Origin of the sequence: Shewanella sp. FJAT-51649 (assembly GCF_019457435.1) — a bacterium.
Lineage (GTDB): Bacteria > Pseudomonadota > Gammaproteobacteria > Enterobacterales > Shewanellaceae > Shewanella > Shewanella mangrovisoli.
In genome coordinates this window covers 1,190,905-1,204,162 of the sequence record NZ_CP080411.1, presented here as the reverse complement: position 1 = coordinate 1,204,162, position 13,258 = coordinate 1,190,905, and the positions used below count along the sequence as shown (strand labels likewise).

Below are 13,258 nucleotides of genomic sequence, written 5' to 3'. Positions count from 1 at the left end.
GCCGCTTATGCTCGTTAAAAACGCGGCATTTTAGCACTCAATGCGTAAGTCAACAAATGCCGAGTGAACCAGCACTCACGATGTGACCTAATTGAGCCCCATCGCATACTTCAGCACGGTTCGCTTGATGGGAGAATTAATATTGGCCAGTTTTAACGCGCCGTTACGCAGTAATTTTAGTGGCAGAATGTCATTACTAAAGCCTGCGTAAAACACATCCATAGTGGTCATCATCAGTTGATTATCGCGATAACGTTTAGCTTGATAGGCGTTTAATACCTCAGTGGACCACCAAGGTTTATCCTCAGTTAATGCAGACTTGATGACCGACAGTAAGGCCTCGACATCTTTAAAACCGAGGTTAACCCCTTGGCCCGCCAACGGGTTAATGGTGTGCGCCGCATCCCCTAAAATCACCACATTCGGCTTAAAATAGGCATTCGCGTGGCGGCGTGTCAGCGCAAAACAGCCTTTGGCTTCGACAGTAAAATCACTGTCCAAGCGAGCGGGAAAATGCTGGCGGATTTGGTCGGCAAGCTGCTTATGATTCAGCTGCATTAACTGTTTAATGCGATTGGCATCGTCATACCAGACTAACGACGCATGATTGCCAGGTAGAGGTAATAACGAGCGCGGGCCGTTAGGGGTAAATTGTTGCCAAGTGACATCTTGCTGGCCTTGGGCGGTTTGGATATTAATCAGCATCGCCGATTGGGCATAGTCCCACCCCGAAATGCCAATCCCCGCCCATTGGCGCACTTGCGAATTCGCGCCATCGGCCCCGATGAGCAGCTTTGCCTCAAGCTGAATACCGGATTGTAAGTGCACACTCACCCCGTCTGCGAGGCGCGAAAATGTCGCCACTCGCTCGGGGCAAAACAATTTAATCGCATCCCATTGCTGCATTTGCTCCCACAGAGCGAGTTGCACCAAGCGGTTTTCTACAATATGCCCTAAATGGCTCGCGCCGATTTGTGAGCTATGGAATTGAGTAATGCAGCCATCAAGCTCCCAGGTTTCTAAGCCCAGATAAGGCACATTACGCATGTTAAGCAGACTCTCGAGTGCGCCTAGCTGCTCGAGTAACTGTTCGGAGGCCACGCTTATCGCCGACACGCGCACATCTAATGCCTGCTCGGGGGAATAAGCCTCGGGGGCAAATGATTCAATCACCGCCACCTGCAAGCCTTGCTTCGCCAGCCCGATAGCCGTTGCCGCGCCCACCATACCGCCACCGACAAGGATCACATCAAATTGTTGAGTATCTGTGGTTGTCTGGCTTGGTTGCTGTGTTTGGCTTATCGCTTGGCTCATCTTAGTTACCACTCTTTAGAATTCTTTCCATTTATCTGACGCACTTTACTCTTAGCGAGAGCTCGAACTTAAGCCCCAAGCTTAAAGCGCATCACTCTGATCACGGGCATTGTATCAAAAGCATGTCAATTTCCGCTCAAAGGTGAGCAAATGTTGCTAGGGGCGCATTTGCTCACAGTTGCTTACAAAGGCAAGTTTTCACGCTTAACAAAGCCACTACACTCTAAGGCAACCCCGCGGGGATCTCAGGCAGTCTGCGGGATAAGCCGATTAGCTTCTCACTTAGCGAGCCCTAGCCGTTCGGGACGAGTTACCAGTGAATCCACTTAATAGAGTTAGTGAGGATGTCATGAAAACACTCATCCACTTGCAGATAGCCAGTAGTCTACTGATTTGCAGCGTGATCCCATTTAGTCATGCCTTGGCGGCAACGCCGGTGATGGAAACCATCACAGTCAATTACCGCGACCCGCTCGATTATGCCCTATATCTACATACCACGGAAATGTTGAGCGTATTTCGACTCGAAATCCGTGAAGACATTAGCATTCAAGCCCGTAATAGCTTGTTAGAAATGGCAAATGCGGCCCAATTTAGCCAGCCATCACTTGCACAAAACCCGTCAGCCGAGATAAACCTAGCTTCTTTGTGGGTATCACAATCTCAGGGGATTAGCGAGTAAAAATGTGGACAAAGCTGGTCAGCAGCCATAACTGCGGGTAAAATGTCGCGCTATTTTTACTGGGCGGCCGGATTTGTCTGTAACAGGGCAAAGGCAGCTTGGGCACATATTTACTGGGCAGCGTAGGGCAACACAACTGATGAGCAAAAAACTCCATATTAAAACTTGGGGCTGTCAAATGAATGAGTATGACTCATCCAAGATGGCGGATCTTTTAGGCGAATACCAAGGTTACACCTTGACTGAAGAAGCAGAAGAAGCGGACATTCTACTGCTAAACACTTGTTCTATTCGCGAAAAAGCGCAGGAAAAGGTGTTCCATCAGTTAGGTCGCTGGAAAACCCTTAAAGATAAAAATCCCGATCTGATCATTGGTGTAGGTGGTTGTGTTGCATCGCAGGAAGGTAAGGCGATCAAAGACCGTGCTCAATGCGTCGACATCATTTTTGGACCACAGACACTGCACCGTCTGCCGGATATGATCGATCAAGTGCGTCGTGGCGAAAAGGCCGTGATCGACGTGAGCTTCCCTGAAATCGAAAAATTTGACCGTCTACCAGAACCGCGCGCCGAAGGCCCAACGGCGTTTGTGTCTATCATGGAAGGTTGCAGCAAGTACTGTTCATTCTGCGTGGTACCTTATACCCGTGGTGAAGAAGTCAGCCGTCCATCGGACGACATCATCCTCGAGATTGCCCAACTGGCAGAACAAGGTGTGCGCGAAGTCAACCTGCTCGGTCAAAACGTTAACGCTTACCGTGGTGCAACCCACGACGGCGGCATTTGTACCTTTGCCGAGCTATTACGCTATGTTGCCGCAATCGACGGTATCGACCGTATTCGCTTCACCACCAGTCACCCGATTGAATTTACGCAGGACATTATCGACGTTTACGAAGATACCCCTGAATTAGTCAGCTTCCTGCACTTACCTGTGCAATCCGGTTCTGACCGCATTCTGACTGCAATGAAGCGTGGCCATATGGCGATTGAGTACAAGTCAATCATCCGCCGTCTGCGCAAAGCCCGTCCTGATATTCAAATCAGCTCTGACTTTATCATTGGCTTCCCAGGCGAAACCAAAGAAGACTTCGCCGATACCATGAAGCTGATTGAAGATGTGGCGTTCGACCACAGCTTTAGCTTTATCTACAGTGCGCGCCCTGGTACTCCTGCGGCAGATTTACCCGATGACGTTGATATGGAAGAGAAAAAACAACGTCTGGCGATTCTGCAAGACCGTATCACTCAACAAGCCATGCGTTACAGCCGCCATATGATGGGCACAGTACAACGTATTCTGGTCGAAGGCCCATCGGTGAAAAACCCTATGGAGCTGCGCGGTCGTACCGAAAACAACCGTGTCGTCAACTTCGAAGGTTTACCAAAGCACATCGGTAGCTTTGTGGATGTCGAAATTGTCGACGTTTACACTAACTCACTGCGCGGTAAATTTATCCGCGGTGAAGATGAAATGGATCTGCGCCGCAACCTGCGCCCATCGGATATTCTGGCCAAACACAAACAGGATGACGATCTCGGTGTGACACAATTTAAACCTTAAGGGTTTAAAATTTAGCGAGCAGCACCTATATCAGGGCGACATGGTTAGTTAACCTCAGTGTCGCCCTTTTTGTTTTGTGGGCTTTTGCCTTCTATAGAGCAGCTATTCAAAACCCTTGGGCTTAACGATTTTCCGTTAGCAATTATCCGCTATGGCTCGTAAACTGAGATTATCTTCTGATTAGAGACTGCGATAGCAAACAGGCATCGCACTAGGCTTTTTACTCAGCACTTTGCTTGGTATTTGACAATAGGAGTACTATTTGTCCAGTAAATTAACCACAATGAATCTGTATCTCGAACCCGCAGAAACCCGCCGTTTGGCCTCGCTGTGCGGTCCCTTCGATGACAATATCAAACAGATTGAGCGTCGCGTTGGCGTTGAGATAGTCCGTAAAAACAACCATTTTCAAATTACCGGACTGCCACGTAACTGTTTAAGTGCTAATAACTTACTTAAGCAGCTCTATATCGAAACCCAAACGGTCAAGGGCAGCACGCCGGATCTCGATCCTGAACAAGTGCACTTGGCAATCCAAGAAGCCATCGCCTTAGAGCAGGACGACAGCGGTGACGATAAAGCCTTATTTATCAAAACCCGCCGTGGTGTGATTAAACCGCGTAACCCCAACCAAAGCACCTATGTGGCCAACATTGTCCGCCACGATATTACCTTTGGTATTGGCCCTGCGGGAACGGGTAAAACCTATTTAGCGGTGGCCGCCGCCGTTGATGCATTAGAGCGTCAAGAAGTGCGCCGGATTCTGCTCACCCGCCCCGCGGTTGAAGCAGGGGAAAAACTCGGCTTCTTACCCGGCGATTTAAGCCAGAAAGTCGACCCTTACCTGCGCCCACTTTATGATGCCTTGTTCGAAATGCTCGGCTTTGAAAAGGTGGAACGCTTAATAGAGAAAAACGTCATCGAAGTGGCGCCACTCGCCTATATGCGTGGTCGCACCCTAAACGATGCCTTTATTATTCTCGATGAGAGCCAAAACACCACGGTCGAACAGATGAAGATGTTCTTAACCCGTATTGGCTTTAACTCACGCGCAGTAATCACCGGTGACATCACCCAGACAGACTTACCCAAACATGTTAAGTCGGGTCTACGCCACGCTATTGAAGTCCTGAGCCAAGTCGAGGAAATCAGCTTTAACTTCTTCGTGTCTCAAGACGTAGTGCGCCATCCAGTGGTTGCTCGGATTGTCGAAGCCTATGATGCTTACGATCGTAAAGAGCAAGCATTAAAGGCCGAAAAAGAGCGCCGCGACTACCAACAAGCGCATCCACAAACGCAACCGGAAGTTTTAAAACATGAGTCTTGATTTAGCCTTAGATGTGCAATACGCCACGGCGAGTGACTATCTGCCGAGTGAAGAGCAGTTTGCCCTTTGGGTAAAAACCGCCATTGGTAACAGCATGGAACAAGCGGAACTGACGATTCGCATCGTCGATGCCCGTGAAAGCCAAATGCTAAACAGCACCTACAGAGGCAAAGACAAACCGACCAATGTGTTGTCGTTTCCCTTTGAAGCACCGCCAGAAATTGAACTTCCACTGCTTGGAGATCTTGTCATTTGTGCCGCAGTCGTTGAAAATGAAGCGCGTGAACAAGATAAAACCCTAGAAGCCCATTGGGCACACATGGTTGTACATGGTTGCCTGCATCTGCTAGGTTATGATCACATTGAAGACGAAGAAGCCGAAGAGATGGAGTCGTTAGAGACTCAACTCATTGAAAGCTTAGGTTTTACTGACCCATATAAGGAACAATAATTAACCGCGGTGCCAAGCATCAAAGTTAATGAGAAAACTATGAGTGACGATATCCCCCCGAGTACGAGCGCCCAAAAGAAAGGCTGGTTTGACAGAGTAAGTCAGTTATTTCAGGGCGAACCTCAAAATCGCGAAGACTTAGTCGATGTGATTGATGGCGCAGAGCAGCGCGAGTTAATCACCGAAGACACCCGCGAAATGATCAAAGGTGTATTAGAGGTTTCTGATATGCGTGTTCGGGATATTATGATCCCACGAGCTCAAATTGTCGCGATTCAAATCGACAATACCGTCGAAGAATTGCTCGCAACTGTTATCGGTTCAGGCCATTCTCGCTTCCCTGTGGTGAACGAAGATAAGGACCATATCGAAGGTATTTTACTGGCTAAAGATTTGATCCCTTATGGTTTCTCAAACAGTGAAGAACCCTTCTCCCTTGAGCGCGTGATCCGCCCCGCCGTCGTTGTGCCTGAGAGCAAACGCGTCGATGTGTTACTCAAAGAATTCCGCTCCCAGCGTTACCATATGGCGATTGTCGTCGACGAATACGGCGGAGTATCGGGTCTGGTGACCATTGAAGATATTCTCGAAGAAATCGTCGGTGAGATTGAAGACGAATTCGACCACGATAGCCCTGAAGACACAGAGATCCGCAAGGTCGGTAACACTGTCTACATGGTGAAAGCGTTGACGCCTATCGAGGATTTTAACGAAGAATTCAACACTCACTTCAGCGATGAAGAGTTTGATACCGTCGGTGGTTTAGTGTCCCATGCCTTTGGTCATCTGCCAGAGCGTAATGAGAGTATTATGATCGAAGGTATTGAATTTAAAGTCATCAATGCCGATACCAGACGCTTAATCCAACTCAGAGTTAAACTCCCCGACCCCAATGTCGGTGAAGACGTAGAATAACCCTCTGCGTAAGAATAACGCTCAGTGTAAGAAGAATTATCCGTGCTAACTAAGATTCGGGCTTTTGCCCAACAAAAGTCCCGACTGAGCGCGTTACGGCTCGTGCTGGCGTTTATTTTAGGCGCCAGTACGGCGCTTTCCTTTGCGCCTTATTCCTTATGGATTATCTATCCCATCGCCATGGCCTTAGCCCTGTGGCTGAGTGGCTCCTTGGGTCCTAAAGCCAGCTTCTTCCATTGGTTAAGCTTTGGTTTTGGCTGTTTTGCCGTTGGGATCAGTTGGGTGCATGTCAGTATGGACACCTTCGGTGGCCTCCCCTTAGCCGCGTCAGTGGGGCTAATGGCGCTGTTAGCCCTCTATTTAGCCCTCTATCCGGCCTTAACGGGTCTCGGTTTAGCGTGGTTGACTCGCACTAATACTCCGTCGCTATGGCGTAACCTACTCCTCTTCCCCGCGCTTTGGGTCTTAACCGAATGGGCCAGAGGCTGGGTGATGACGGGGTTTCCCTGGATCTGGGCCGGCTACTCCCAAACCCAAGGTCCATTAAAAGAACTCGCGAGTATCATTGGCGCCTTGGGACTCAGTTTCTTAATTGCGATGCTCGCTGGCGCCTTGGCTCTGTGTTTTAGCAAGCGCTACAAAAGTCTGTTGATTTTACTGCCCATCATCGCAGTAGCAGCCTGGGTTACCCCAAAGCTAACGCAAATAAAGCCAACAGGTGAGTCAGTTAAAGTTGCCTTGGTGCAGGGGAATATCCCCCAAAGTATGAAATGGGAACCCGAAGCGCTCTGGCCAACCCTATTGAAATACATGGATTTATCCCGTGAGCACTTTGATGCTGACATTATCGTCTGGCCAGAAGCCGCGATCCCAGCGCCAGAATCTATGGTGCAAGACTTTTTGGATAATGCAAACAAGGTCGCCAACCTTAACCACACTTCAATCATTACGGGGATTATTAGCCGTCAACATGATGAGTTTTATAACTCTTTGATAGTGCTGGGTAACCATAATCAGAAGCAGCAAGAAACGCCCGATTATGAGAGCGATGGCAGCAACCAGTTTAAGAAACATCATCTACTGCCTATCGGTGAGTTTGTGCCCTTTGAAGCCTTACTGCGCCCGATTGCCCCTTTCTTCAATCTGCCGATGTCCTCCTTCGCGCGGGGCGATTATCAACAGCCGAATCTGAGCGCCGTAGGCCATAAAATTGCTCCGGCAATTTGTTATGAAATCGCCTTCCCAGAGCAGCTGCGTGACAGTGTTAACCTCGGTACGGATCTGTTATTAACCGTATCGAATGATGCGTGGTTTGGCACCTCAAATGGCCCGTTGCAGCATATGGAAATTGCCCAAATGCGCGCCATCGAATTGGGCCGTCCTCTAGTGCGCGCCACCAATAACGGCGTGACCGCGGTTGTCGATGAGAATGGCAATATCACAGCTGCACTGCCGCAATTTGAAACGGGCGTGCTGAGCGCGACGATTCCACTAGTCACAGGCCAAACCTGGTTTGCTAAAATCGGCCAAACGCCGCTGCTACTGCTCTGTGGTGCGCTCCTGTTATTCGGTTTTATTCGTCGTAAAAAACAGCAATAGAATTAGAAATGATTAATCAAAAACACACTCAAGGCTTTACCTTAATCGAACTCGTGGTCGTTATCATAGTGCTGGGGATTTTAGCGGTTATCGCAGCACCGAAATTTATCGGCATGAGCAAAGAGGCGCGGGAGAGAAGCCTGCTGCAACTCCAAGCCAGCGTAAAAACCGCCAATACCTTAGCCTATTCCAAGACCCAAATGCCGAGCTTGCAGAGTCAAGCCGTTGTGGGCCGTGACGATATTATCGACATCGACCTTGATGGTGATGGCAAAGCCGAAACCCGCCTAAAATGGGGTTATCTGGACAATACCGATATCGAGAAATGGATTGTGAAAGACGATAAACTCGTCATTCAATATCAAGGTATTGATATTACTTACATCGGCTACGACTTGAATGACAACACCTTAGCCGACGACGATCAGTGTTATTTCCGCTACACCCAAGCCGCCGATGCCAGCACACCACCGCTTTACGATATCAATATCCAAGGCTGTTGATGACGCATAAAAAACGACGCTAAGCGTCGTTTTTTATTTATGACACAACCACAGGACTAAGGCGTTAACGCCTCGCGGGTAAACTCTTCATGGTCACACTCGGGACAATCGGGGATCACTCCCGGGAACTCAATACTCATTTCATGACCGCAGTTAGTGCACACCATCACCCCTTGGCTGACGATATCACCACTCTGGTAATAACCATGATGTTTGAAGTCTTGCGTCAACTCGTGCCACTCCACTTGGCTACGGTCAGTGATTTCACTTAACCAATGCCAAAGGGTGTTTTCGAGGGTGATCACCGTTGGGCTGTGGCTTAAACTGTCGGCATTTTGCTCACGCAAAAAGCTGGCAATATCACGCTTTAAGAATTGCTCCACTAAGGCGAGCTCATCTTCCCCCGCTTGTTCTTTGAGGCGTAAAAACTCCTTCCCTTGAGTGACAGACTTAAATAAATTCTTTGCAGTCAGCGAGTTATCTTCCGCAAATTGCGCTTTCACTTCGTTAATTAAGGCTTGATACAGTCCTAGTAGCGCACTACTTCTATCATTCATAACCAATACTCCTTCATAGAACCTTTTTAATGCATCGCTTCTAGTTTATTCTATGCAGATCTTATTCGCGTCGATATGGCGTTAGATCAAATAAATAGGCGGCACTGCCGGAAATAGCGTGATGCAAGAGCAATATAATCCCTCAGAAATTGAAGCCTTAGTGCAAAAGCACTGGCACGACAACAAAACCTTTGAAGTTACTGAAGATGCGAACAAAGAAAAGTTTTATTGCCTTTCGATGTTCCCCTATCCTTCAGGTCGACTCCACATGGGACACGTTCGCAACTATACCATAGGCGATGTGGTTGCCCGCTTCCAGCGTCTTCAAGGCAAAAACGTGCTACAACCTATCGGTTGGGACTCTTTCGGTTTGCCTGCAGAAAACGCCGCAATCAACAACAAAACCGCTCCAGCACCATGGACTTATCAAAACATTGAGTACATGAAAAACCAGCTAAAACTGCTGGGTTTTGGCTATGACTGGAGCCGTGAAATCGCCACTTGTACCCCAGAATATTACCGCTGGGAACAATGGTTCTTCACTAAACTGTACGAAAAAGGCTTAGTTTACAAGAAGACCGCTTCTGTTAACTGGTGCCCTAACGATGAAACCGTACTGGCTAACGAGCAAGTACAAGACGGTTGCTGCTGGCGTTGTGATACCCCTGTAGAACAAAAAGAAATTCCACAGTGGTTCATTAAGATCACCGCCTACGCCGAAGAACTGTTAAACGACATCGACACTTTAGACGGCTGGCCTGAACAAGTTAAGACCATGCAGCGCAACTGGATTGGTCGCAGCGAAGGCGTGGAAATGACCTTCGGTGTAGCGGGTAGCGACAAGTCATTCGACATTTACACTACCCGTCCAGATACCTTAATGGGCGTAACCTATGTGGCGATTGCCGCAGGTCACCCATTAGCCGAATTAGCGGCTCAAACTAACCCTGAGCTTGCCCAATTCGTTGAAGAGTGCAAAAACAGCACCACGTCTGAAGCCGATTTAGCCACCATGGAAAAACGTGGTGTAGCAACTGGCCTATACGCCATTCACCCAATCACTGGCAAACAAGTGCCAATTTGGGCGGCTAACTTCGTCCTGATGAACTACGGCACAGGTGCAGTGATGTCAGTTCCAGGTCACGACCAACGCGATTACGAGTTTGCGAAAAAGTACAACTTAGCCATTGAAGCGGTGATCAAACCTGTTGACGGCGAGTTAGACATCAGCGAAGCGGCTTACACCGAAAAAGGTGTACTGTTTAACTCTGGCGAGTTCGACGGTTTAGACTTTGACGGTGCCTTCAATGCCATCGCCGACAAGTTAGTCGCTGAAGGAAAAGGCAAACGTCAAGTAAACTACCGTCTACGCGACTGGGGTGTATCACGTCAACGTTACTGGGGCGCGCCAATTCCTATGGTGACCTTAGCCGACGGTACTGTTATCCCAACACCTGAAGATCAACTGCCAGTTATTCTGCCAGAAGATGTAGTGATGGACGGTATCCAAAGCCCAATCAAGGCCGATAAAGAATGGGCGAAAACTCAAGTTAATGGTCAAGATGCCCTGCGCGAAACCGATACCTTCGATACCTTTATGGAATCTTCTTGGTATTACGCCCGTTACTGCAGCCCACAGGCTGACCAAATGTTAGATCCAACCAAGGCTAACTACTGGTTGCCAGTAGATCAGTACATTGGTGGTATCGAACACGCCTGTATGCACTTGTTATACTTCCGCTTCTTCCACAAGTTGCTGCGTGACGCGGGTCTAGTCAACACTAACGAGCCAGCAAAACAACTGCTGACTCAGGGCATGGTATTGGCCGATGCTTTCTACTACACCAACGACAAAGGTGCCCGTGTATGGGTGTCGCCGCTGGATGTAGTGACCACAGAAAAAGACGACAAGGGCCGTATCACTAAGGCTATCGACAAAGACGGTAACGAGCTGGTTTACACCGGTATGAGCAAGATGTCTAAGTCGAAAAACAACGGTATCGACCCACAGGTGATGGTTGAGAAATACGGCGCCGACACAGTACGTCTGTTTATGATGTTCGCCTCTCCACCAGAATTAACCCTGGAATGGCAAGAGTCTGGCGTTGAAGGCGCGCACCGCTTTATCAAACGTCTGTGGAAACTGGCCAGCGATTATGTGGCGCAGGACAACAGCGAAGCACTAGACGTTAGCAAATTAACTAGCGAGCAAAAAGCACTGCGCCGTGAAGTACACAAGACTATCGCTAAGGTGACCGATGATATCGGCCGTCGTCAGATGTTCAACACTGCGGTTGCCGCCGTGATGGAACTGATGAACCACCTGCAAAAAGCGCCACAAACCACAGGTCAAGACCGAGCCATTATCGGCGAAGCCTTAACTGCGGTAGTGCGTTTACTGTACCCAATCATCCCGCACGTGAGCTTCACCCTGTGGAATGAACTGGGCAACACCAACAGCATCGAAGACAGCCAATGGCCAACCGTCGATGAATCTGCACTGGTAGAAGACAGCAAACTCATCGTGGTACAAGTGAACGGTAAAGTGCGCGCTAAGATCACAGTCGCAGCCGATGCTGACCAAGCATCAGTTGAAGCCTTGGGTATGGCGGACGAGCAAGTCATCAAGTACTTAGATGGTGTTACTGTTCGTAAAGTTATCTATGTACCCGGTAAACTGCTCAGCATCGTTGCCAACTAACATCGTTGCTGTGATAAACGGATGCTGTCCACAAGACAAACAGGAAACCGCGAAAACTTATGCTAATTAAACGCTTAGCTTTCGCAATCATGGCGCTGGTCATTATGACCAGCGCAGGTTGCGGTTTTAAGCTTCAACGTAGCTATCAAATCCCCGAGCAGCTCAATCAACTCAGTTTGAGTAGCTCGGACGAATACAGCGAACTCACCCGTTTGGTGCGTGAGCGGTTACGTTTGAACAACGTCAAGATTGTCGATGAAGCCAATGATGTGCCAGTGTTAAGGCTCATCACCGACTCCTTAGAGCGTTCGACCCTGTCGCTTTACCCTACGGGCAATGTGGCCGAGTATGAGCTTATCTATTTCGTCGAGTTTGCCGTGGCCCTGCCAGGCAAAGAGGCGCAGCCTTTCAAGATTGAAATTCGCCGCGATTACTTAGACGACCCTCGCACTGCACTGGCTAAAAGCCGTGAGATGGAACTGTTAGTCAAAGAAATGCGTATCCAAGCGGCCGACCGGATCCTGCAATCCATGGCCAGCACAGAGGTGAATTAATGCAGGGTCCAAATTAATGTGGCACTGCAATAAAATGTGGAGAGTGGTTTAAATGCGCGTTTATCCTGATCAACTCTCCCGCCATCTCAATCCACTTCACGCTTGTTACCTGATTTTTGGTGATGATCCTTGGTTGCTCGAAACCTCCAAGGATCACATTCGCCAAGCGGCCAAACGCCAAGGGTTTGAAGAGCGCGTTCCGTTAATTCAAGAAACGGGTTTTAACTGGGGTGACTTGACCCAAGAATGGCAATCCATGAGCCTGTTTTCTAGCCGGCGCATTATTGAGCTAACACTGCCCAACGCAAAACCCGGTGCAGATGGTTCGGCGGCGCTACAAGCGTTACTGCAAACGCCTAATCCCGATGTACTACTGATCCTAGAAGGTCCCAAACTCGCCAGCGAGCAAACCAATAGCAAGTGGTTCAAAACCTTAGATAGCTTAGGGATTTATTTGCCCTGCACCACGCCAGAGGGCGACCAATTCAGACGTTGGCTCGACTCACGTATCGCGCACTTTAAGCTGAATTTACAACCCGATGCGCGCGCTATGCTCTACACCCTGTACGAAGGGAATTTACTAGCCGCCGATCAGGCCATGCAGTTGCTACAACTGTTAAGCCCAAGCCAACCTATTGGTGCTGACGAATTAAGCCATTACTTTGAAGATCAATCCCGCTTTACCGTGTTTCAGCTCACCGATGCACTGCTGAATAATCGTCAAGACAGTGCTCAGCATATGCTGGCCCAGCTCAACGGTGAAGGCACGGCCATGCCGATTTTACTCTGGGCTTTGTTTAAAGAGCTGCAGTTACTGCTTAGCCTCAAGAGTGAACAGGCCCAAGGCGCGCCCTTAAATAGTCTCTTTGGTAAACATCGAATTTGGGATAAACGCAAACCCTTGTATCAAACCGCGTTGCAGCGCTTAAGCCTCATCCAAATCGAACATATGCTTGCCTTCGCGTCTAAGCTGGAGCTGAGCCTAAAACAATTAGGCCATGAAGATTGGACAGGGCTCAGCCACCTGTGCTTATTATTCGATCCCAAGGCCCACGGCCATTTGGCCCATATCAGCTTAGATTAAGGCACTG

At 48.9% G+C, this 13,258-nt stretch carries 12 protein-coding genes; 10 read left to right on the top strand and 2 right to left on the bottom strand.

The genetic code is table 11. The features are described 5' to 3' along the window. Positions 1-87: 87 nt before the first annotated feature. A complete protein-coding gene (locus tag K0H59_RS05420) occupies positions 88-1,314 on the bottom strand; it encodes an FAD-dependent monooxygenase (RefSeq protein WP_220054904.1) in 1,227 nt (408 codons plus the stop codon). A gap of 349 nt (positions 1,315-1,663) precedes the next feature. On the opposite strand from K0H59_RS05420, the gene K0H59_RS05415 reads away from it, so the two are divergent. From K0H59_RS05415 to K0H59_RS05385, 7 genes are all read left to right on the top strand, one after another. Continuing rightward, entirely contained in the window at positions 1,664-1,996 is a 333-nt protein-coding gene (locus tag K0H59_RS05415) for a hypothetical protein (RefSeq protein WP_220054903.1), read from the top strand. Positions 1,997-2,135: 139 nt separating this feature from the next. After that, positions 2,136-3,560, top strand: coding sequence for a tRNA (N6-isopentenyl adenosine(37)-C2)-methylthiotransferase MiaB (miaB, locus tag K0H59_RS05410; RefSeq protein WP_089068288.1), 1,425 nt, complete (start codon positions 2,136-2,138; stop codon positions 3,558-3,560). 262 nt (positions 3,561-3,822) lie between these two features. Then, positions 3,823-4,887, top strand: a complete 1,065-nt coding sequence (locus K0H59_RS05405) for a PhoH family protein (RefSeq protein WP_088210888.1) — start codon at positions 3,823-3,825, stop codon at positions 4,885-4,887. Beyond that, complete coding sequence (ybeY, locus tag K0H59_RS05400; protein ID WP_023268295.1) at positions 4,877-5,338, top strand: rRNA maturation RNase YbeY; 462 nt, start codon at positions 4,877-4,879, stop codon at positions 5,336-5,338. Before K0H59_RS05405 ends, ybeY begins: the two co-directional genes overlap by 11 nt. A 39-nt stretch (positions 5,339-5,377) precedes the next feature. Beyond that, the gene (gene corC / locus K0H59_RS05395) at positions 5,378-6,253 is read left to right on the top strand and encodes a CNNM family magnesium/cobalt transport protein CorC (protein ID WP_011716122.1); all 876 of its coding nucleotides are present in this window, start codon (positions 5,378-5,380) and stop codon (positions 6,251-6,253) included. A 42-nt stretch (positions 6,254-6,295) separates the two neighbouring features. Then, positions 6,296-7,852: an apolipoprotein N-acyltransferase gene (lnt, locus tag K0H59_RS05390; protein ID WP_220054902.1), complete on the top strand. Its 1,557-nt coding sequence runs from the start codon at positions 6,296-6,298 to the stop codon at positions 7,850-7,852. Between the two features lie 8 nt (positions 7,853-7,860). Continuing rightward, positions 7,861-8,355, top strand: coding sequence for a Tfp pilus assembly protein FimT/FimU (locus K0H59_RS05385; protein ID WP_220054901.1), 495 nt, complete (start codon positions 7,861-7,863; stop codon positions 8,353-8,355). A gap of 56 nt (positions 8,356-8,411) precedes the next feature. Here K0H59_RS05385 and K0H59_RS05380 read toward each other — a convergent pair whose 3' ends face one another. Continuing rightward, positions 8,412-8,912 carry a zinc ribbon-containing protein gene (locus K0H59_RS05380; protein ID WP_011621790.1) on the bottom strand — a complete coding sequence of 167 codons (501 nt, stop codon included), beginning with the start codon at positions 8,910-8,912 and terminating at the stop codon, positions 8,412-8,414. Positions 8,913-9,033: 121 nt separating this feature from the next. Between K0H59_RS05380 and leuS the strand changes: the two genes are divergently transcribed. The 3 genes from leuS to holA are packed head-to-tail and all read left to right on the top strand — an operon-like array spanning position 9,034 to position 13,251. Beyond that, on the top strand, positions 9,034-11,613 hold the full coding sequence (leuS, locus tag K0H59_RS05375) for a leucine--tRNA ligase (protein ID WP_088210891.1): 2,580 nt from the start codon (positions 9,034-9,036) through the stop codon (positions 11,611-11,613). A 59-nt stretch (positions 11,614-11,672) separates the two neighbouring features. After that, positions 11,673-12,167 carry an LPS assembly lipoprotein LptE gene (gene lptE / locus K0H59_RS05370; RefSeq protein WP_220054900.1) on the top strand — a complete coding sequence of 165 codons (495 nt, stop codon included), beginning with the start codon at positions 11,673-11,675 and terminating at the stop codon, positions 12,165-12,167. Positions 12,168-12,219: 52 nt separating this feature from the next. Beyond that, positions 12,220-13,251, top strand: a complete 1,032-nt coding sequence (holA, locus tag K0H59_RS05365) for a DNA polymerase III subunit delta (RefSeq protein WP_220054899.1) — start codon at positions 12,220-12,222, stop codon at positions 13,249-13,251. The last annotated feature ends 7 nt before the right edge of the window (positions 13,252-13,258 follow it).

Coding starts and splice junctions, on each gene's coding strand:
- ybeY (WP_023268295.1), top strand. CDS start 4,877: ATGAGTCTTGATTTAGCCTTAGATGTGCAATACGCCACGGCGAGTGAC.
- corC (WP_011716122.1), top strand. CDS start 5,378: ATGAGTGACGATATCCCCCCGAGTACGAGCGCCCAAAAGAAAGGCTGG.
- leuS (WP_088210891.1), top strand. CDS start 9,034: ATGCAAGAGCAATATAATCCCTCAGAAATTGAAGCCTTAGTGCAAAAG.
- miaB (WP_089068288.1), top strand. CDS start 2,136: ATGAGCAAAAAACTCCATATTAAAACTTGGGGCTGTCAAATGAATGAG.
- K0H59_RS05385 (WP_220054901.1), top strand. CDS start 7,861: ATGATTAATCAAAAACACACTCAAGGCTTTACCTTAATCGAACTCGTG.
- lptE (WP_220054900.1), top strand. CDS start 11,673: ATGCTAATTAAACGCTTAGCTTTCGCAATCATGGCGCTGGTCATTATG.
- K0H59_RS05415 (WP_220054903.1), top strand. CDS start 1,664: ATGAAAACACTCATCCACTTGCAGATAGCCAGTAGTCTACTGATTTGC.
- K0H59_RS05420 (WP_220054904.1), bottom strand. CDS start 1,314: ATGAGCCAAGCGATAAGCCAAACACAGCAACCAAGCCAGACAACCACA.
- holA (WP_220054899.1), top strand. CDS start 12,220: ATGCGCGTTTATCCTGATCAACTCTCCCGCCATCTCAATCCACTTCAC.
- K0H59_RS05380 (WP_011621790.1), bottom strand. CDS start 8,912: ATGAATGATAGAAGTAGTGCGCTACTAGGACTGTATCAAGCCTTAATT.